The 20,161-nt window shown below is 64.6% G+C and carries 16 protein-coding genes and 2 rRNA genes; 12 read left to right on the top strand and 6 right to left on the bottom strand.

Annotated features, from left to right (window positions below):
• From TV39_RS20265 to TV39_RS20245, 5 genes are all read left to right on the top strand, one after another.
• Positions 1 to 304: ribosomal RNA gene (locus TV39_RS20265) — 23S ribosomal RNA — on the top strand; the annotation flags it as partial.
• Between the two features lie 230 nt (positions 305 to 534).
• Positions 535 to 651, top strand: a 5S ribosomal RNA gene (gene rrf / locus TV39_RS20260).
• Positions 652 to 1,112: 461 nt separating this feature from the next.
• Positions 1,113 to 1,397, top strand: coding sequence for an HU family DNA-binding protein (locus TV39_RS20255; protein ID WP_011693739.1), 285 nt, complete (start codon positions 1,113 to 1,115; stop codon positions 1,395 to 1,397).
• Positions 1,398 to 1,582: 185 nt separating this feature from the next.
• On the top strand, positions 1,583 to 3,742 hold the full coding sequence (locus TV39_RS20250; protein ID WP_043485279.1) for a cytochrome c oxidase assembly protein: 2,160 nt from the start codon (positions 1,583 to 1,585) through the stop codon (positions 3,740 to 3,742).
• Entirely contained in the window at positions 3,742 to 5,760 is a 2,019-nt protein-coding gene (locus TV39_RS20245; protein ID WP_043485275.1) for an NHL domain-containing thioredoxin family protein, read from the top strand. Before TV39_RS20250 ends, TV39_RS20245 begins: the two co-directional genes overlap by 1 nt.
• 77 nt (positions 5,761 to 5,837) lie before the next feature.
• Here TV39_RS20245 and TV39_RS20240 read toward each other — a convergent pair whose 3' ends face one another.
• The 4 genes from TV39_RS20240 to TV39_RS20225 all read right to left on the bottom strand — a co-directional run bounded on the left by TV39_RS20240 (position 5,838) and on the right by TV39_RS20225 (position 9,633).
• Positions 5,838 to 6,830: a hypothetical protein gene (locus tag TV39_RS20240; protein ID WP_200891068.1), complete on the bottom strand. Its 993-nt coding sequence runs from the start codon at positions 6,828 to 6,830 to the stop codon at positions 5,838 to 5,840.
• Between the two features lie 144 nt (positions 6,831 to 6,974).
• Positions 6,975 to 8,699: a helicase HerA-like domain-containing protein gene (locus tag TV39_RS20235; RefSeq protein WP_144406487.1), complete on the bottom strand. Its 1,725-nt coding sequence runs from the start codon at positions 8,697 to 8,699 to the stop codon at positions 6,975 to 6,977.
• 49 nt (positions 8,700 to 8,748) lie between these two features.
• Positions 8,749 to 9,159, bottom strand: coding sequence for a VOC family protein (locus TV39_RS20230; protein ID WP_043485270.1), 411 nt, complete (start codon positions 9,157 to 9,159; stop codon positions 8,749 to 8,751).
• 9 nt (positions 9,160 to 9,168) lie between these two features.
• On the bottom strand, positions 9,169 to 9,633 hold the full coding sequence (locus TV39_RS20225) for a helix-turn-helix transcriptional regulator (RefSeq protein WP_043485301.1): 465 nt from the start codon (positions 9,631 to 9,633) through the stop codon (positions 9,169 to 9,171).
• Between the two features lie 293 nt (positions 9,634 to 9,926).
• Between TV39_RS20225 and TV39_RS21880 the strand changes: the two genes are divergently transcribed.
• Positions 9,927 to 10,451: an SGNH/GDSL hydrolase family protein gene (locus TV39_RS21880; RefSeq protein WP_160292513.1), complete on the top strand. Its 525-nt coding sequence runs from the start codon at positions 9,927 to 9,929 to the stop codon at positions 10,449 to 10,451.
• Between the two features lie 2 nt (positions 10,452 to 10,453).
• Positions 10,454 to 12,556 carry an acyltransferase family protein gene (locus tag TV39_RS20215; RefSeq protein WP_043485264.1) on the top strand — a complete coding sequence of 701 codons (2,103 nt, stop codon included), beginning with the start codon at positions 10,454 to 10,456 and terminating at the stop codon, positions 12,554 to 12,556.
• 333 nt (positions 12,557 to 12,889) lie between these two features.
• On the opposite strand, the gene TV39_RS22875 is transcribed toward TV39_RS20215, so the two are convergent.
• Both TV39_RS22875 and TV39_RS20205 read right to left on the bottom strand, forming a co-directional pair.
• Complete coding sequence (locus tag TV39_RS22875) at positions 12,890 to 13,114, bottom strand: hypothetical protein (RefSeq protein ID WP_442853515.1); 225 nt, start codon at positions 13,112 to 13,114, stop codon at positions 12,890 to 12,892.
• A 68-nt stretch (positions 13,115 to 13,182) separates the two neighbouring features.
• A complete protein-coding gene (locus TV39_RS20205) occupies positions 13,183 to 13,884 on the bottom strand; it encodes a type 1 glutamine amidotransferase domain-containing protein (RefSeq protein WP_043485262.1) in 702 nt (233 codons plus the stop codon).
• A gap of 104 nt (positions 13,885 to 13,988) precedes the next feature.
• Here TV39_RS20205 and TV39_RS20200 point away from each other — a divergent pair, with 104 nt between their 5' ends.
• The 5 genes from TV39_RS20200 to TV39_RS21485 all read left to right on the top strand — a co-directional run bounded on the left by TV39_RS20200 (position 13,989) and on the right by TV39_RS21485 (position 20,090).
• Positions 13,989 to 14,795 (top strand): hypothetical protein, encoded by an 807-nt coding sequence (locus TV39_RS20200; protein ID WP_043485260.1) that lies wholly within the window; start codon positions 13,989 to 13,991, stop codon positions 14,793 to 14,795.
• 203 nt (positions 14,796 to 14,998) lie between these two features.
• Positions 14,999 to 17,323 (top strand): PxKF domain-containing protein, encoded by a 2,325-nt coding sequence (locus tag TV39_RS20195; RefSeq protein WP_144406485.1) that lies wholly within the window; start codon positions 14,999 to 15,001, stop codon positions 17,321 to 17,323.
• A 193-nt stretch (positions 17,324 to 17,516) separates the two neighbouring features.
• Positions 17,517 to 18,506 carry an LLM class flavin-dependent oxidoreductase gene (locus tag TV39_RS20190; protein WP_043485297.1) on the top strand — a complete coding sequence of 330 codons (990 nt, stop codon included), beginning with the start codon at positions 17,517 to 17,519 and terminating at the stop codon, positions 18,504 to 18,506.
• A gap of 46 nt (positions 18,507 to 18,552) precedes the next feature.
• A complete protein-coding gene (locus tag TV39_RS20185) occupies positions 18,553 to 19,347 on the top strand; it encodes a FadR/GntR family transcriptional regulator (RefSeq protein WP_052500644.1) in 795 nt (264 codons plus the stop codon).
• A complete protein-coding gene (locus tag TV39_RS21485) occupies positions 19,344 to 20,090 on the top strand; it encodes a cache domain-containing protein (protein ID WP_052500643.1) in 747 nt (248 codons plus the stop codon). Before TV39_RS20185 ends, TV39_RS21485 begins: the two co-directional genes overlap by 4 nt.
• Positions 20,091 to 20,161 lie beyond the last annotated feature (71 nt).

Here is a 20,161-nt window from a genome sequence, read left to right as displayed (position 1 = left end):
TTCGGTCCCTATCCGCTGCGCGCGCAGGAAATTTGAGAAGGGCTGTCCTTAGTACGAGAGGACCGGGACGGACGAACCTCTGGTGTGTCAGTTGTACTGCCAAGTGCACCGCTGATTAGCTACGTTCGGATGGGATAACCGCTGAAAGCATCTAAGCGGGAAGCTCGCTTCGAGATGAGATTTCCATACACCTTGTGTGTGAGAGGCCCCCAGCCAGACCACTGGGTTGATAGGCCGGATGTGGAAGCGAGGACTAACGACTCGTGAAGCTGACCGGTACTAATAGGCCGATAACTTACACCACACACCACCCCTTGCAAACCCATTCAAAAGGGGTTTGCACCCAGGGGCGGTACAAAGAGAACAAGACTGCTTGCGTCCACTATGTGGTTCCCAACCAACAAACCCGCCACCACGGGCACGTTGTAAGGAACCAAAAAACTACATAACAACACCACAACTGCCCTAACAGGCAGAGCATGTTGTAACCACCAAATTTTCCCGACCCCTAACCAGGGGTTGCGGAGCAAGGGTTACGGCGGTCATAGCGTGGGGGAAACGCCCGGTCCCATTCCGAACCCGGAAGCTAAGACCCACAGCGCCGATGGTACTGCACCCGGGAGGGTGTGGGAGAGTAGGTCACCGCCGGAACATCATTCAGGTCGAGAGCCCCAACCACACGGTTGGGGCTCTCCCACTTTAACCACCACACCACACCAGCACCCTCTCCCACCTAAGGCCCCTTCCAGGGCAACCCTCTCTCACCCCCGCGGCCCTGGCCCGGGGCACCCGGGCCGGCCACCGCCGTCGAACCCCGCCACAACCGAGAGAGCGTCCGCGGAAAACCGGCAACAACCGAGAGACCGTCGCAAGGGGGAGTGCGCAAGGTTAGAGAGCGTCGCGCACCTTTCCCCGCGCGGGCTGCGGCGGCCGTCCGCTGATGGCGAAATACGGGGTCAAAAGGCCTCAAAACCGGTGATTTACCTCAAAAAATGGCGGAAACACGCGGAATTTGCGGACCTGACCGCGGCAAGCTGGTAAGTTTTCGAACAGTGGCTTGTGCGCATGCCGCGTTCAGGCTCCAGAAATCATGACCGTCCAGGAGGACATAAATGGCTAAGAACCGTAGTGAACTTGTTGCAGAGGTAGCAGGCAAGGCCGGCACCAGCCAGGCAGCCGTCAACTCCGTGCTCGATGCACTGTTCGAGGTTTTCGAGACCTCTGTCGCCGCGGGCGAGAAGATCACCATCCCGGGCTGGCTCGCAGTTGAGCGCACCGACCGTGCAGCCCGTACGGGCCGCAACCCGCAGACCGGCGAGACCATCCAGATCGCCGCAGGCCACAGCGTCAAGCTGACCGCGGGCTCCAAGCTGAAGGCTGCTGTCTCCAAGAAGTAGCATCCGGCGTCCCAACGCTTGAAAGGGAGCGGCAACCTGAGGGTTGCCGCTCCCTTTGCGTTTAACCCGGCTGCGTATAACCCGGCTGCGTTTAACCCGGCTGCGGCGAAACCCGGCGGCGATGAACCCGGCTGCTCTGGACCCGCCGATTCGCGGCGCAGGCACCCGTAGCGGACAATGGATAGGTGCCCTCAGCAGCAAAATCCCGCCCTAACCTTCCGCAGCCTTCCCCCACTCCGGGAAAGACTGGGGTACCCGGCGTTGCTGCGGGCATTTCCCGGCCGTGGCAGTTCGCCGGCCTTGCGGCGCTCTTTCTGGGGCTCGCAGCAGCCCTCCTGTTCTCCGGCGCGGCCGCCGCACGCGAGGTGTCTGATCCCGGCGCCCTGATCCGCTGGGGATTGCCCATCAGCAAGGCCATTCACAACGTCTCACTGGCCACGGTGATCGGCGGCCTCATTTTCGCCGTCGGAATCCTGCCGCGCAATGCCAGCGGTTCCCGCTCCAAGGACACGGCCACGCCAGAGCACCCGGCCTTCTCCCGGGCGCTGGCCGTGGCGGCAGCAGCGGGCGCGGCCTGGACGCTGTCAGCGATCGCAGTGCTCGTGCTCACCTACTCGGACGTTGCCGGCCAATCCCTTTCCGGGGATGCCGAGTTCACCCGCGCGCTGGTCTACTTCATGACGGATATCGAGACCGGCCGTGCGTGGCTGACCGTGACCATCGTGGCAGCCGTGGTGACCACTGCGCTGTTCGGGGTGCGGTCCTTGACCGGCCTGGCGATCACGCTGGTGCTGTCGCTGATGGGCATGGTGCCCATCGCCCTGATCGGGCACTCCTCAAGCTCCAGCGACCACGAAGGCGCCATCAACTCCCTGGCGCTTCACCTTGTTGGCGTGTCTGCCTGGGTGGGCGGCATCATCATGCTGGCCATACTGTCCGGCATCCTCACCGGAGCCAATGTGGGAGCCAAAGCAGGCGGCAAGACCGACATCACCGAGCCCACGCTCCGACGCTTCTCCTCCCTTGCCGGGTTTGCCTTTGTCCTGGTGTTTGCCTCCGGTGTCATCAACGCAAGCATCCGGATCACCAGCTGGCACGATCTCTTTGGGTCCGCCTACGGGCAAATGGTGCTCGCCAAGGCCGTGGCCACGCTGATGCTTGGCGGCATTGGCCTGATGCACCGCCAGTGGGTCATCCCGCAGCTGAACCGGAAGGGCGCCGCCCTGTCCTCCCGGCGGGTCCTGTGGCAGCTGGTCGTTGCCGAACTGCTGATCATGGGAGCCACCTCGGGCATCGCCGTCGCACTGGGCCGTTCCGCGCCGCCGCAGCCCACCGCCTTCGCTCCTGACGCCTCCCCGGCCTTCATCCTGTCCGGCTACGAACTGCCGCCTGAACTGACCCCGGAACGCTGGCTCACGGAATGGCGCCTGGACTGGCTCTGGATCGCTGTCGCTGCCTTCGGCCTGGTGTCCTACTTCCTCGGCGTGGCCAAGGTGCTGCGACGCGGCGACTCGTGGTCCTGGTTCCGCAGCATCAACTGGGTGATCGGACTGCTGGTCCTCACCTACATCACCTCCGGTCCGCCCGCGGTCTACGGCCGCGTGCTGTTCTCAGCGCACATGGTGGACCATATGGCCCTCACCATGGTGGCGCCGATCTTCCTGGTCCTCGGCGCGCCCGTAACGCTCGCGCTGCGCGCCCTGCCCGCACGCGGAGACGGCTCGCGGGGCCTGCGGGAATGGCTTCTGCTGTTTGTGCACTCCAGGTTCTCCCAACTGGTCACGCACCCGCTCTTCGCCGCGGCCAACTTCGCCGGTTCAATCGTGCTGTTCTACTACTCGGACGCGTTCGGCTACGCCATGCGGGATCACGTGGGCCACGAACTCATGAACCTGCACTTCGCCCTCACCGGCTACATCTTCGTCCTGACCATGATCGGCACCGACCCGCTGCCCCGCCGCGCACCCTACCCGATGCGGCTGCTGCTGCTCCTGGCCACCATGGGCTTCCACGCCTTCTTCGGAGTGTCCATCATGGGCGGCACCGGGCTGCTGGCCGCGGACTACTTCGGCAACCTGGGCCGGGCATGGGGACCCTCCGCGCTGCTCGACCAGCAGATGGGCGGCGCAGTGGCCTGGGGCATCGGCGAAGTACCCACGCTGCTGGTGGCAATCGGCGTCGCCGTCATGTGGTCCCGCTCCGATGCGCGGGAGTCCAAGAGGACCGACCGCGCGGCGGACAGGAATAACGACGCCGATCTCACTGCTTACAACGATATGTTTGCCAAGTTGGCTGAACGCGACGCCAAGCTGGCTGAACGCAATTCAAAGCTGGAAGGACGCTGATGAGCGAAACCGTACGCACCCACCACCGGGTCCGCGCCTCCGAACTGGTGGGCCGTAACTGGCTGAACACCGGCGGGAAGTCCCTGGACCTGGAAGCCCTGCGCGGCAAGATCGTGCTCCTGGATTTCTGGACCTTCTGCTGCATCAACTGCCTGCACGTGCTCGACGAGCTGCGCCCGCTGGAGGAAAAGTACTCCGACGTCCTGGTGACCGTGGGTGTGCACTCCCCGAAGTTCGAGCACGAGGCCGACCCCGTCGCCCTCGCCGCCGCCGTGGAGCGCTACGAGATCCACCACCCGGTCCTGGACGACCCCGAGCTGGAGACCTGGAAGGCCTACACGGCCCGCGCCTGGCCCACCCTGGTGGTCATCGACCCGGAAGGCTACATCGTGGCCCACCTTTCCGGTGAAGGCCACGCGGACGGCCTGTCCGTGCTGATCCCCGAGCTCATCACCCAGCACGAGGCCAAGGGCACCCTGCACCGCGGCAACGGCCCGTACGTGGCTCCGGAGCCGACGTCGGGCACCTTGCGCTTCCCGGGCAAGGCCCTCTTCCTCCCGGCCGGCCGGGGCACCTCAGCTGCCGGCACTTCAGCCAGCGGAACGTCCGACGGCGCCGCTCCCGGCGCGGGCTCCTGGCTCGTCACTGATACCGGCCACCACCGCCTGGTGGAGCTGGACACGGATTTCCATACGGTGCTGCGCACCTACGGCTCCGGAACCAAGGGCCACGCCGACGGCCCCGGCGCCGACGTCGACTCTGTCAAGCCCACCGCCCAGTTCAACGAACCGCAGGGCCTTGTCCTCCTGCCGGAAGACGTGGCGGCGAGGACGGGCTACGACGTCGTAATTGCAGACTCCGTCAACCACCGCCTGCGCGGGCTGTCCCTCGCGGACGGAACCGTCAGCACGCTCGCCGGCAACGGCGTGCAGCGACTGCTCGAGACAGGTCCGGCGCGCGTGGACGAGGACGCTGCAGGCTTTACCGGACGCCTCAGCGACCATCCCCTGGACGTTGCCCTGAGCTCGCCGTGGGACGTTGTCTGGTCCGCCAAACTCAACGCCGTGGTGGTTGCCATGGCCGGCGTCCACCAGATCTTCAGCTTCGACCCGATTTCCGGAGCGGTCTCCATCGTTGCCGGAAACGGGCTGGAGGGCCTCCTGGACGGTGCCGCCCACGAAGCCTGGTTCGCCCAGTCGTCCGGCCTGGCCGAGGACGCCGACGGCAACATCTGGGTGGCCGACTCCGAGACGTCCGCGCTGCGCAAACTGGTGATTGACGACGACGGGACGGTCATTGTGGAGTCCGCCGTCGGCAAGGGCCTCTTCGACTTCGGCTTCCGCGACGGACCGGCCGCGGAGGCGAGGCTGCAGCACCCGCTCGGCGTCACTGTTCTGCCGGACGGCTCCGTGGCCGTCGCCGACACCTACAACGGTGCCGTCCGCCGCTACGACCCCGCCACGGGAACCGTCTCCACCCTGGCCCGAGGGCTGGCCGAGCCGTCCGACGTGATTGTGGACCACACGCACGTTGCCGGTTCCGAGCCGCTGCTGGTGGTGGTGGAAGCCAACAAGCACCAGCTGGTCTACGTGCCCATCCCCAAGGAAGCGCAGCAGGTGGACGAGGGCGCGGTCCAGACACACCGGCCCAAGAGCCCCGTCGCCCCCGGAACGCTGGAACTGACCGTCCGCTTTACGGCTCCCACCGGGCAGAAGCTCGATGACCGCTGGGGTGACCCCACACAGCTGAAGATCTCCTCCACGCCTCCCGAGTTGCTGGTTGCCGGCGGCGGAACCTCGGTGGGCCTGCAGCGGACGCTGGAGCTCTCCTCCGGCGTTCCCGACGGCGTGCTGCACATAACGGCGCGCGCGGCGGCCTGCGACGGGCCCGAAACGGCCGACGGCGAGATCCCCGACCACGCCGCCTGCCACCTGTACCAGCAGGACTGGGGCATCCCGGTGGTGCTGCAGGCCGACGGCGACACTGAGCTGGTACTGGACCTCCGCGGCATGGACTGAGGTCCACCTCAAATCACCACGAAAGGCTGCGGCGCGTGACCCCTGGTCACGCGCCGCAGCCTTTTGTACCCGGGAGCCTAGTAGCTGAGGAGCGGGGTGACCCTGATGGTGTCGCCGTCAACATCGAGGCGGGTGGTGAAGCTGAAGTCGTGCTCCACGTTCAAGTCGCTGACGGCGCCGGTGAACAGGTCTGTCTGCTGCGCCTGCAACCGCGCTTTCCCGTCCAGGGGTGCCACCACCCAACGGCCGCCGAAGGGCTCGATGGATACCTTGGGGTACTCGCTGATGGTCCAGTTGATGGTTCCCGGCGTCACCCGGTTGAAGGTGGCGTGGTAGAACGGGCAGTCGGGCTGGAGCTTCTGTTCTTTCACTGCCTGCGCGGCGCAGCTGTCCAGGAATTCCTTGACCTTGGCGCCCACGGCGTCCTTTAGCGCCGGGGTGGCTTCCGTCAGGAGGCTCAGCGGAGCCGTGGGTACGTCACGTCCGGAGACCGTGGCACGGCTTGCCGGGGCGGAGAAGTATTCGCCGTTGAGGCTGGCCTCGTACTCGCCGGGATAGAAGACGGCGAAGGAGTTGCGGCCGTTGGGCATGTTCACCGGCACACCGTTGAGGGTGGCCTGGTTGGAGTTGACCACTGTGACTTCCAGGACGGGCAGCGCGCCCGGCACGAACGCCCACTTGTTGAAGAAGATCCATTCGGTCCCGGTCCGCTCCAGCAGGAACTCGGTGCTAAGCCTGCTGCCGTCAATGGTGTATTCCATCGGAACCATGACCTGGTTTCCGGAGCGTTCCTGGGTCTCGCCGAACTTCACGTTGGTCACCCGGGACGCGGCTGTTTGCAGCGCTGTTCCGTCCAGCATGGCGGCGTCACTCTGTGGCACGGAAGCACGCAGCAAGCCCAGAGCTTTTTCCCCTTCGCCCTTCTGCAGAGCGTCCAAATACTCACGTACGGGCTGCTCGGGGCTCGCTACCGAGGCGTTCACCAGATTCACAGCGACGATGGCGCCGGCGATGGCGAGCATCAGGCCCAGCAGCCACCCGGCCGCGATCCTCACCAACGCTTGACTCATCTGCACGCACCTTACGTTACCTGCAAGGCGCGTGAAAGCAGGTGCGGGGTCCCTTAAGCATGACGGCACCCGGCAGCTGTCTGACAGCACGACGGCGGCCGGGCGGCCCCCGTGCAGGCCAGGCCGGTTGCCCCGGCGGCGGGCCTAGCGGCGGCGCCGGGAGGAGGTGCCGAAGACGCCACGCAGCAGCTCCCGGCCCAGTTGGGTTCCGAGTGAGCGGGCCATGCTTTTGAGGCCGCCGCCCAGCGCGCCGCCCAAGGCTCCGGCGAGGTCGTCAACCATGCCGCCACCTGATTCCTTGCGGCCCTGCGGTGCCTGGCGCTCCGCGCTGCGGGGCCGTTCCGGTGCCGGTGCGGGCCTGCTGCTGGGGCGGCCGAGGATTTCTTCCTCGATGCGGCGGGCATCGGCGTCCACTGCGGCCTGGTCCCTGGTTCCGGGAACGGGGCTATTGGGAACAAAAACGTCCGCGGCGGGAGTGGGAGGCTGGCCGGGTGCTGCCGCTCCGGTGGGGGCGGCGCTCTTTCCGGAGATCTTCTCGTACGCGGAGACGTTGTCCACGGCCGTGCCGTATTTGGCGAGCAGCGCGGAACCGGCCACGGTGCTCTTGACCAGTTCCTCGCTGCTGGGGCCCATCACCGATTCCGGGGCTCGCAGCCGGGTCAACGCCACCGGGGTGGGGGCGCCCTTTTCGTTCATCACCGTGATGACGGCTTCACCGATGCCGGCCGAGGTGAGCGTTTCCTCAAGGTCGTAGTCGCTGACCGGGAACGTGGACACGGTGGCCTTCAGTGCCTTGGCGTCTTCCGGAGTGAACGCGCGCAGGGCGTGCTGGATGCGGTTTGCCAGCTGCCCCAGGACATCGGCTGGAACGTCCTTCGGCGTCTGGGTGACAAAAAAGATGCCCACGCCCTTGGAACGGATGAGCCGGACGGTGGTGGTAATGGCCTCCAGAAACGCCTTGGAGGCGTCGTTGAACAGCAGGTGTGCCTCATCGAGGAAGAAGACCAGTTTGGGCTTGTCCAGGTCCCCGGCTTCGGGCAGGTCCTCGAAGAGGTCTGCGAGCAGCCACATGAGGAAGGTGGAGAACACCATGGGCTTGGTCTGCAGCGTGGGCAGTTCCAGGCAGGTGATGACGCCGCGGCCGTCGGGGGCGGTACGCAGCAGTTCGGCGGTGTCGAACTCGGGCTCGCCGAAGAAAGCTTCCATGCCCTGGGCCTCAAGGGTGACCAGTTCGCGGAGAATGACGCCGGCCGTCGCCTTGGAGAGGCCGCCCAGCGCCTCAAGCTCGTCCTTGCCTTCGTCCGACGTGAGGAACTGGATGACGGCCCGGAGGTCCTTGAGGTCTATCAGTTCCAGGTTGTTCTTGTCCGCAAAGTGGAAGACGAGCTGCAGGCTGGATTCCTGGGTGTCGTTGAGCTCCATAATCCGCGAGAGAAGGATGGGGCCGAAGGAGGTGATGGTGGCCCTGACAGGGATGCCGTTGCCGTCTCCGCCCAGCGCCAGGAACTCCACGGGGAATGTCTTGCCCGCCCAGGCCTGCCCGATGCTGTCAGTGCGCACCTTGAGTTTTTCGCTCCCCGTGGCGGCAGTGGCCAGCCCGGAAAGGTCTCCCTTGATGTCGGCGAGGAACACCGGCACCCCGGCTGTGGACAGCTGCTCCGCCATCATGTGGAGCGTGACGGTCTTGCCGGTTCCTGTTGCGCCGGCCACCAGTCCGTGACGGTTCATCATGGCGAGGGGGAGCCGGACGGGCGCATCCTTGTGGAGTTTGCCGTCGACGAGAGCAGCTCCCAGTTCGATGGTGGCGCCTTCCAGGGTGTAACCCTTTTGGATGGTGGCGACTTTATCTGCAGTGGATTTGATGGCCATGCCGATAGCTTAGCTGCGGGGGCCCAGATCTTTGCTGAATGCCAGGCGGTCAGTCCTTCGGGGCCTGGGCGATCCGGACCATATTGCCGGAGGGGTCGCGGAAGGCGCAGTCCCGCGGCCCCCAGGGCTGGTCGATGGGCTCCTGCATCACTTCGGCGCCGGACGCCCGGACCTTCTCGAACGTTGCGTCCAGATCGTCGGTGCGGAAGACGAGCATGGGCAGGACACCCTTGGTGAGGAGTTCCTGCATCATGTCCCCGTCCTCCTGGGACCGTCCGGCATGCGGTTCGGAGAGCACGATCTCAAGACCGGGCTGGGTGGCGCTGCCGAGCGTGATCCAGTGGAATCCTCCGGAGGCCACGTCGTTGCGTAGTTCGAGGCCGAGGGCGTCCCGGTAGAAGCCGAGGGCCTTTTCGGTGTCGTTGACGGTGATGTTGCAGTACTGGAGTGAGATAGTCATGCAACCAAGCTATTCGGCGGGAGCCAGTGACGCTTCTCGAATACTGCTCACTTGGCGGCCGTCGCCGGTGCCGGAGCGTCGCCGGCTGGGCCGCGTTGCGAGCCTCGCCACGCAGCCGGGCATCGCTTCCACAGCGCTGTGCTCCCGGAGCCGGTATGCGCTGGGCGGTTCGCCCACGAGTTCCGTGAAGCGCGAACTGAAGGATCCCAGCGACGTACAGCCCACAGCCATGCAGGCATCGGTGACGCTCATGCCGCCCCGGAGCAGCGCCATGGCCCGCTCGATCCGCCGGGTCATCAGGTAGCTGTAGCGAGTCTCGCCGTAGGCGGCCCGGAACTGCCGCGAAAAGTGCGCGGGCGACATCAGGGCCTTTCGGGCCATGGTGGGAACGTCCAGGGCGCGGGCGAAGTCCCTATCGATCAGGTCCCGCGCGCGGCGCAGGTGCGCAAGGTTGGCGAGCTCTTGCGGGGTCATGTCATGAGCGTACGCCGCGGCCCCGGGGTTCGCCATGGGGAGGCGCGGGGAAGGCTGCCTGCCACGGTCGCGCTCTTGGCAGCTGCTGCCGCCACAAAGTGCATTCTGCGCAGCTGAGGGCGGGGGGCAGAGTAGCATAGGTTCCTTGTGACAACTTGGGGGACATCTTGAATAACGCTCGTCATGCTGCGGTGCGCCGCCCGCGGCGCCGCATAGGAGTGGCCATTCTTGCGAGCTGCATGCTCGCTACTGCGGGGACTGCGGCAGGCTGGGCTATTTCTACCAAAAAACAAGTGGATTCCATCGCCGTAGTCGGCGACTCATTTTCCAGTACAGACCGGTACAGCAAGGCTTGGCCGGCCATTGTTGCGGAATCACGGGGGTTTCCGATCCAGAATGTCGCAGTGGGCGGCCAAGGTTATGGCAATGGGGGATTCGGAAAAATCCTCGACAGAGTCACTGGAGATCCTGATGTGATCATCGTGGCCGGGTCCCGCAATGATGTGCATTTCCCGCACCTTGTTCGAACCGCCGCGGATAGTGTTTTCAGCCGCCTCAAAGCAAACCACCCCAGGGCCCGCCTAGTGGTGATCGGACCGATGTGGGATAACAGCGAACCCGAACCCCGAATTGTCGAAGCGAACCGTGAATTAGCGCTCGCAGCTAAGGCTGCCGGCGCGGATTATATTGACGCCTTGTCGGCTAATTGGCTAGGGGATCCCGCTCTCATAGCCGCCGACCACCTGCACCCGAACGATGGAGGAGCCCAAGCGTTGGCGTTTAACATTGATGCTGCCTTGTCCAGGCTAGGTATCTAAACATGAGCATCGTAGAGCGTTCGGCCGTTGGCTCTGGTGGACGGCTACTAAAGCAAGCCCCGCAGCACCTCAGGCGGCGTATTGTTCGCGCCGACATCCAAGCACTCCGGGCGTTAGCAGTTGGTTTGGTGGTCCTGAACCATATGTGGCCGGATGAGGTGACCGGTGGCTATGTTGGAGTGGACGTCTTCTTTGTGATCTCCGGATTTCTCATCACGTCGCATCTGCTTAAGGAACTAAATGCCAGCGGCAGCATTCGCCTCAAATCGTTCTACGCCAGGCGGGTCCGGCGCCTGCTCCCGGCGGCATTCCTGGTCTTGGCAGTCTCCCTTATCTGCTCATTGGTGTGGCTGCCTTTTTCACGCTGGGTGACGACGGCACAAGAGGTTCTTGCCAGCACTCTTTATGCCGAGAATTGGCTACTCGCTGCGAAATCCATCGATTACTCGGCTTCGACGGCCACGGCCACGGTAGCCCAGCACTATTGGTCCCTTTCCGTTGAAGAACAGTTCTACCTCGTGTGGCCGTTGCTGCTTGTAGCGTTGTTCGCGCTTGCAGCCCGGCTGCACGTGTCTTCCCGACGGATGATCTGGATAGGCGTCTCAGCCGTAACGGTATTAGGGTTTCTGGCATCCGCTGTTGTCACCGTGTTGTCCCCCGAACAGGCATATTTTGTAACGCCGGTCCGTGCCTGGGAATTCGGGGCGGGAGCGCTTGTTTCATTGACTATGGGGCAGCGGAGAGCGCGACCCCTTTCCGCCACGGTACTAAGTCTCGGCGGCTTCGCGATGATCTGGGGTGCGGCACTCTTTTTTGGCAAGGAAACGGCCTTTCCCGGTTGGCTCGCGGTAGTTCCCGTACTCGGCACGGTTCTTGTGCTTGTCGCCGGCAGCGACGACCGCTTCGCGCCGTTGAGGACCACGCTTAGCTGGCCGCCCATTCAGTACCTTGGGAATATTTCTTATTCTTTGTACTTGTGGCACTGGCCTTTTATTGTCATGGCGCCGTACGCATTGTCCCGACCGCTGGAAAATTCTGATCGTATCCTGATTGTCGTCGCGGCCGTCATATTGGCTGGCCTTACAAAGAGCTTCGTTGAGGATCGCGGACAAACATCCAGCTACCTGAGCCATTCCCCGCGACGGACATTCTCGGCGATGGCAGTAGCCACAGCACTCATCGCAGTTCTGGCCGTCACTCAAATTCAGGCCACGGATTTCAAGAATGCGGAGGCAAAGCAAGCGTCTGCGGCCGCAGCTCTGCAACCCTGCCACGGGCCCATGGCCCTCCTGCCTGGTGCAGATTGTCCGGACAGATTCGGGCCCTCAGTCACACCCGTGACTGGCGGAGACAACGCGCCGACACCCGTGGAGTGCGTTATCCCGGACGGAGATGAAAGCCGGCGCGACTGCGATTTTTCAGCCGGGGTGGCGGGAGCGGACGTAGTTTGGCTCGTGGGTGATTCCCATGCTCAGCATTGGCAGTCGGCTGTGTTCAAAGTTGCACGGGAACGCCAATGGATCGTTAAGACCGCATACCTGGGCGGCTGTCCACTGGTTACGGCCCATTTCCAAGGGTTCGACGGCGCGGGACGGGATCAGGGACACGCCCGGAAGTGCATGTCCTGGGCCAAGTCCATCACCGATACGGTCGTGGCGGAGCGCCCCGCGGCTGTGTTCACCTCGTCCTTCGCTCGTGAACAGGCTGTCGACGACGGCTCCGGCAAACCCCCGTTTGACCAGTTCACGGCAGCGCTGCGGGTAACGTGGAAAAACTGGACCGACGCTGGCGCCAATGTCTACGTGCTCGCGGATCCTCCCCTGAACAAAGCAGTCCGTTCGCCGGACTGCACGCTCCTCCACGCAGGCGTCCCAGCGGATTGTGCTGTTGAGCGGAACTTGGCGCAGCCGGCAGATCCTCTTGTGGCGGGGGTCGAGGGTGCAGCCAACGGAAACGTGGTTCTGTTGGATTTCACTGATTACTTCTGCTCACCTGAGAAGTGCTACACAGTCGTAGGCGGTGTCGATGTGTACTACGACGCCAATCATCTGAACCATGAATACGCCGAGCTTCTGGCGCCCATGGTCCTTGACCGCATCAGTTAGGCCGTAAGGGACATCTCCGCGGCGCCGAAGTTCGCCACGGGGAGCTGCGGGAGGGGCTACTTCTTAGGCAACCCTGTGGCCGCGCGATGCTGGCCTTCAGCGGCCAGCCGCCGTCCACCAGGCCAACCAACTTCGTCTTGGCGTCGGAAGCCGCCTTGAATGCCGCCGTCGCGTTCGGTACGAACGTCAGGTCCGCCCGTCCGGACTGGAGGGCGAGCGAGGAGGCGGAGTCGTCGTCGTAATACTGGAACTCCACGGCCGGCAGGCCGTTCTCTTTGTTCTCCTCATCCCGGCGCAGAAGAATGGACTCCCGGTTGGTCCCCGACCCCACAATCACGCGCTTGCCGGCAACATCCGGCGCGGACTCCACCTTGGTGACGGAGCTGTCACTCCTGGCCTAGAAACCAAGCTTGTTGTCCGGTAGCTGGCGAAGTCGAACTTCAGCTTCCGCTCGTCGGTGTCCGGGACGTTGGAGAGCACGGCCTCGTATCTGCCGGACTCCACACCGAGGAGCCAATCGGCCCAGGCGGTGGGAACGGTGTGCGATTCCTGGCCCAGCGTCTGGGCCAGTGCGACGGCGGCGGCAGGACGAAACGGTCCGGCCGCCGCCTTTCCGGCGCGCCTGCCTACTCCGCGAGGGCCTTGATGACTTCCTTCGCCACGTCCTCGCTGGACTGCGGGTTCTGCCCGGTGATCAGGTTGCGGTCGCGGACCACGTTGGAGCCCCAGGCTGCGCCGTTCTCCACGATGGCGCCCTTTTCCTTGAGAACGTCCTCCACGAACCACGGCGTGTTGGGTCCGGTGCCGCCGTTGAGTTCCTCGTCGTCGGAGAATACGGTGAGCCGGCGCCCCGCGAAGGCGAACTTCCCGTCGTCGTCAACGGCGCTGAGAAGGCCCGCCGGGCCGTGGCAGAACGGCGCGATGACCTTGCCGGCCCTGTCTGCCTCAGCCAGGATGCGGCCCAGGTCGGCGTCCTGGTAGAGGTCCGCCATGGGGCCGTGGCCGCCCGGCATCACCACGGCGTCGTACCCGGAGGGGTCGACGTCGGCGAGCACCAGCGGCGCGGAAAGCTCGGCGTCGATCTTGGCGAGGTACTCACGGAAGCTGTCCGCGCGGTCCTGGCCGCCGGCGGACTCGGCGGCGAGGCTGACCTCGTCCACGGTGGGCTTGGCGCCGCCGGGGGTCGCGATCCGGACGCTGTGTCCGGCGTCGAGCAGGGTCTGGTGCGAGACCACGAGCTCCTCGGCCCAGTAGCCGGTGGGGTGCTTGCTGCCGTCGCGCATGGTGAGGGAATCCGCGGCGGATACGACCATCAGGATGTTAGCCATGTTGTGCTCCTGTTCTGCCGGCCCGTTCGGCCCGGCTCCTAAGGAGGCAACCCGCTAAGCATGCTGAGTATTCCTGCGGAAGGGGCCACGACGTAAGCTTTGGTATGGCCGCATCGATGCTGAAGATGGTTTTGTCCGTTGCCACGGCGCTAGCACTGGCCCTGGCGGGCAGTGGTCCGGCGACGGCGGCGCCCCCGCGCACGTCCGATCGCGTGGGCATCGATGTCTCATGGCCGCAATGTGGAAAGACCCTCCCCGAGGGGCTGGCTTTCGCGGTTGTTGGCGTCAACAACGGACTAGCGAACGCCACGAATCCCTGCCTTGAGGATCAGCTGGACTGGGCCGAGTCCAGCGTCAGGTATCCGCAGGCGACCAGCCAGCCGCGCGTCGCCCTTTACGTCAACACCGCCAACCCCGGCTTGGCCGGGTCCTGGTGGCCCACATCCAACTTCTACATGGGCACCATGGTGGACAACCCCTACGGGAAGTGCGGGGGCAAGAACGACAAAGCCTGCGCCTATGTGTACGGCTATGCGAAAGCCTACGACGACGCCGTATTACGCGGCGTCGATGACCCGGAGGACTACTTCTGGTGGCTGGACGTGGAGACCGAAAACAGCTGGCAGCCGGACACCGAAGCCAACCGGGCAGACCTGGAAGGTATGACCGCCTACTTCGAAAGCATCGGCGCCGACGTCGGGATCTATTCCACCGGCTACCAGTGGGGCAAGATTGCCGGAGCGGTCCCCTCCACCAGCAATTTAGCGGGACTTCCCAGTTGGCTCGCAGGGGCGCGAACTTTAAAGGGCGCCAAGTCCAACTGCGCCCTGGAAGGGCTCACGCCCGGCAGCACGGTCGCAGTGACGCAGTATGTCTCCAACGGCCTCGACTACAACTACGCCTGCGAATAGCTGTTCCGAAACTCGTGTGACACGAGTGCGCAGTGGTGCCTGAAGTCTGGTTGAGTGAAAACTGAGTACTAAACGTAAAAAACAGGTATGGAGGCACTCCAAGTCGAGTGGAACCTACTGGTGTTTTTTGAAGCGTCCACCCCTAGCATCAGGACTACATTTGCGGCCAACGACGGCCGCATTGTTGCGAGGGAGGCGCTGCAGTGAACAGATCAGATCGAAGGGGTCCCGGGCAGGGACCAAGACCAGCGCTGGGAGTGGTCCAGGGCTCCGCATGGTCTGCAGGCAGCGCTGCCCGTAAGCTCCTGGCCGCGGTGACGGCGGGCGGACTGCTCCTCGCCGGAGCCGGTGTGGCGCAGGCTGACGCTATCTACAACAGTATCGATGCGAGCGTCGACGCGGAGGCCGAGACCATGCCGCTGAACGTTGGCGGTCCAGTCGGCAAGACCACTCTGGCTCTGCGGACTGCAAACGAGGACGGCAAGAACGGCTGCAATCTGACCGGCAGCACCACCCTGACGCTTAGCCTGGTTTCGAGCAACCCGGCCGTGGCAACCGTCAGCCCTTCGCCCGTGACGTTCACAAGCTGTGGGGACACGGAAGAGTTGACCGTGACCCCGGTGGCTGCCGGCACCGCGACTATCAGCGCCACCCAAACGTTCAATAACAGCGGCGGAACTTTCGACCTTGCCCCGGCAACGTTCACTGTGAACGTGGTGGCCCCTGCGCCGGCCAACACCGCGCCGTCCATCACCGTCACCGGAGTGAGCACCGGCGCGTCCTATGCCAAGGGCTCCGTCCCCGCAGCCTCCTGCAACATCGTGGACGCCGAAGACGGGACCAGGTCCGTGGCCGCAACACTCAGCGCCATCACTGGTCCTTACGCGGCGGATGGCATCGGACAGCAGACAGCGAACTGCAGCTACACGGACCGCGGCGGCCTGACGGCCAGCGGCTCCGCCATTTACGACATCGTGGACCCCAGCGGCCCGCAGATCAGCTACACCCTCGATCCGGGAACCCCAAACGGCCTCAGCGAATGGTTCACCGTGCCGCTGATCCTCAACTGGACGGTCACCGACACGGATTCGCCCGCGTCACTGACTACTGAAGGCTGCGGTCAGCAGATCATTTCGGCGGACCAGGTAAAGATCACGTACACCTGCTCCGCAACCAGCGCGGGCGGCACTACCTCCAAGGAAACCGTTCCGGTGGGCCTTGACGCCACACCCCCAGAGGTCAGCTACGAGGGAGCCGACGGCCCGGCCGGTAACGACGGCTGGTACAGGGGCCCCGTCACAGCAACCTTCACCGGCACTGATGCAACGTCCGGTCCGGCGTCGCAAACGGCAAGCGCCACCACAGCCGACGGCGCGGAAGGGGAAGCCATTGAGGTCCGCAGCCCGGTGTTCAGCGACACTGCCGGCAACGCCTCGGCCCTCGGAGCCGTCATCCATAGCTTCAAAATCGATGCCACGGCCCCGTCAGTGGCGTACACGGCGGCCGACCGGGCGCCGAACGCCAAGGGCTGGTACAACGCCCCCGTCACGGCGACGTTTACCGGAACGGACGCCGTCTCGGGGCCGGCCGTAGCGACACAGACCGCAACATCCGACGGCGAGGGGGCCGCCGTCGTCGTTGGCAGCCCTGCCTTTGAGGACGTTGCCGGCAACATTGCGGAGGCCGGTGCGGCGTCCGTGAACTACAAGATCGACCTTAAGGCGCCGTCCGTTGCCTTCACCGGCCTTAGCGGGGACCAGGGTGCGAACGGTTGGTTCACCGGCCCGGTGACGGCAACGTTCACCGGTTCGGATGAGCTGTCCGGTCTGGAGACCGCCGTCAAGACCTCGGTCTCCCACGGAGAAGGCTCGGACATGGTCCTGGCCAGCCCGGCTTTCACGGATAACGCGGACAACACCACGCCTGCCAACGCCGAGACCAGCCCCGCTTTCAACGTGGACCTGACGGACCCTGTGGCCACGTTCGATTCGGTGTTGGCGGATGCGTACTTCGGCTTCCTGGGCGCCGAGCCCACGTGCACCGCAACGGATGAAGTGTCAGGTCCTGCCGGCTGCGTCGTGAGCAAGTACTCTACCGAGCCCGGCACCCACACCTTGGTCGCCACGGCCACCGATGTTGCGGGCCGCACCTCCACAACCACCCAGACCTACACGGTCAAGAACTGGGCGACCAAGGGGTTCTATCAGCCCATCGACATGGGCGGCGTCTTCAACACGGTGAAGGCCGGGAGCACCGTCCCTGCCAAATTCGAACTGTTCGCCGGCTCCACGGAACTGACGGACACCAGCATCGTGAAGATGGGGGTCCGGCAGATCACCTGCAGCCCGCTGGCAATCCAGGACAGCATCGAGATCACGGCCACCGGCAACACGTCTCTGCGGTACGACTCGACCGGTGGCCAGTACATCTACAACTGGAAGACGCCGAACATGCCAGGCGCCTGCTACCAGCTCTCGATGGTCGCGTCTGACGGCTCCCGCATCGAGGCCAACTTCAAGCTGAAGTAGGTGCCGGAAACAACCAAATAGCACAAGCGAGCTAAAACGGGGCGGGGTCGCCGGTAACAGCGGCCCCGCTTCCGCGTGTCCGGCGCCACGGCGACGTGCAGAAATATCCCGGCCGCCGCCGTCGTTGTCGCCAGTGTGCCTGTTCCGCTACCGGAACGGCGACCGCAACGCTCTACGAAAGGCCGGCTCCTCCGTGACTGTTCCGCTTTCCATCCTTGACCTGGCCACCATCGCTAAGGGCCAGACGGCGGCCGAGAGCTTCGCCGGCAGTGTGGCCATGGCGCAGCGGGCGGAGGAGCTGGGCTACCGCCGGGTCTGGTACGCGGAGCACCACAACATGTCCTCCATCGCGTCCTCGGCCACGAGCGTGCTGATCGCCCACATTGCGGCCAACACCAGCAGCATCAGGCTGGGTGCCGGCGGCGTGATGCTCCCCAACCACTCGCCTCTGACCATCGCCGAGCAGTTCGGCACGCTGGAGACGCTGCATCCGGGCCGTATCGACCTCGGCCTGGGCCGTGCGCCCGGCAGCGACCAGAACACCATGCGCGCCCTCCGACGCGACCCGATGTCCGCAGACAGCTTCCCGCAGGACGTGCTGGAACTGCAGGGCTACCTTACCGGCCCCACCCGCATCCAGGGCGTTGAAGCGACGCCGGGCAAGGGAACCAACGTGCCGCTGTACATCCTGGGGTCCTCGCTTTTCGGGGCCCGGCTCGCCGCGCAGCTCGGACTGCCGTATGCCTTCGCCTCGCACTTCGCTCCCAATGCTTTGCAGGATGCGGTAGCCATCTACCGCCGTGAATTCAAGCCCTCGGCCCAGCTGGACACCCCGCACGTGATTGCCGGCGTGAACGTCATTGCGGCCGATTCCGCTTCCGAGGCCCAGGAGATGTTCCAGGCCACCAAGCGCGCACGCGTGTCACTGTTCTTTGGCAACGGCAGGGTGTTCACCGACGATGAGGCGGACATGATCCTCGACTCGCCGCAGGGCCAGCACGTGGCCCAGATGATGAAGTACTCGGCCATCGGGACCCCGGATGTGGTGATGGACTACCTGGATGAGTTCACCTCCCACGCCGATGCGGACGAACTGATCGTTGCCCACCAAAGCAACGGAACCGAGGCCCGGCTGCGGTCCGTGGAACTCCTCGCCAAGGCTGCGGGGCTGGTCCGCGCCTAGGGGCACCCGCCAGTGCCGCAAACCGGGGCGGTGCTAGTGTTGCCGCGTGAGTGCACACAGCCCGGACGTCGACACGGCGGTCCACGTCGGGACCATTGACATGATCGCCCAGCTGCGCGGGGTCGATGCCTCTGGTGCGGGCTTATCTGACCGGATTTCGCGGCAGCTCGAAAGTGCCATTGCGGTGGGCCTGCTCAACGACGGCGACAAGTTACCGCCGGAAAATGTCCTGGCTGAACAGCTTGGCGTATCTTCGATTACGTTGCGCCAGTCCCTCGCGGAGATGCGGCTCAAGGGTCTGGTCGAAACGCGCCGCGGCCGTGGGGGCGGCAGCTTTATCAGCGGAAAGGCGCTGGCCACTCCGGAGCAGCTGCTATCCGAGTTCAGGCGCCGCAGCCCGGAGGATCTGCGTGACTTGGGCGATCTTGCCGCCACGGTCGCGGCCGGTGTAGGGCGGCGGGCGGCACTCCGGGCGGACGAGCAGGATTTGCGGCGATCCCGCGAACTGGCGGACCGTTTCGCGCGTGCCTCGACAGCCGAGGAGTTGCGGCGGACCGATAGCCGTTTCCATATCAGCCTCGGCGTGGCGGCCCAGTCACGCCGGCTGACCAACGCCACTATCCAGGTCCACAGCGAGCTGGCGGCGCTGATGTGGATTGCCGGCCCCTCAGCAGGATCCGTCAAAACGGCCAGTGAAGAGCACGACGCCATACTCGACGCCATCGAACGACGCGACGAGGAAGCTGCTGACCGCCTTTCCGCGGCACACTTCGAGCGCGAATCCGAAACGCTGTTGGACTTCTTCCTCGAACTGGCTACCACGACCCCGGAGGAAGCATGAGCCCGGAACAGCTCTCTCGGATCATCCGCACCACGGCGGAGCTCATCGGCACTCGCCTGGATGCAGTCTTTGATGACCTCAACAGCCTGCTCCCGGATATCGTGCGCATCGCCGAAGATGCTCCGGACCGGCGACCCGCGAAGGCGGATTTCGAGCCGCTGCGCCCGCAGCTGCAGGCCATCATTGCCCGCCACGAGGGATTAGTAGACGGTGCTGGCATAGCCTTCGGCCAGGATGTCCTTCGGGACGCTGCATCGTGGCTGGAATGGTGGCGAGTGGGGCACGGCGGTGAACCCGAATTCGCGGCCCACGTTTTCAACCCTGATTCCATCCGGTACTACGACTATTCCGCGATGAGCTGGTTTCAGCTGCCAACCACAAGCGGGCACTCCCTGGCCATGGGGCCCTACATCGACAGCGGCGGCACGGACCTCAACATCGTGACCCTGGCCGTTCCTTTCCAGACCGCGGAGGGGAGCCCGAGCGCGCTGGGGGCGGATATTTGCCTGCCCGTACTGGCGTCGATCTTCTTGAAATCCGTGGCCTCGAGGGACCGCGCAGTGGTCCTGCTGAACGACGGTGGACGCGTGGTCACATCCAATACCGCGCGACACTCCACCGGAACGCTCCTGAGTGCCGCTGACACTTCGGCGCTAGCGGCACTCTTCGAGGATTACGTGCCAGTGCCTTCCGCAGTGCCCGGGCGAATCCCCTGGCATGTGGGAATACTAAAAGTCGGCTAACCGCCTCGCGGACAAAAACTTCCCTCTGCACCCTTGTCAAACCTTTAAAACTAAAGTTCAATGGAATTATC

Source organism: Arthrobacter sp. SPG23 (genome assembly GCF_000876655.1).
In the GTDB taxonomy this organism is placed as follows: Bacteria; Actinomycetota; Actinomycetes; order Actinomycetales; family Micrococcaceae; genus Arthrobacter.
Note: the sequence above shows the minus strand (reverse complement) of the source record. Positions and strands in the feature narration are given on the sequence as shown.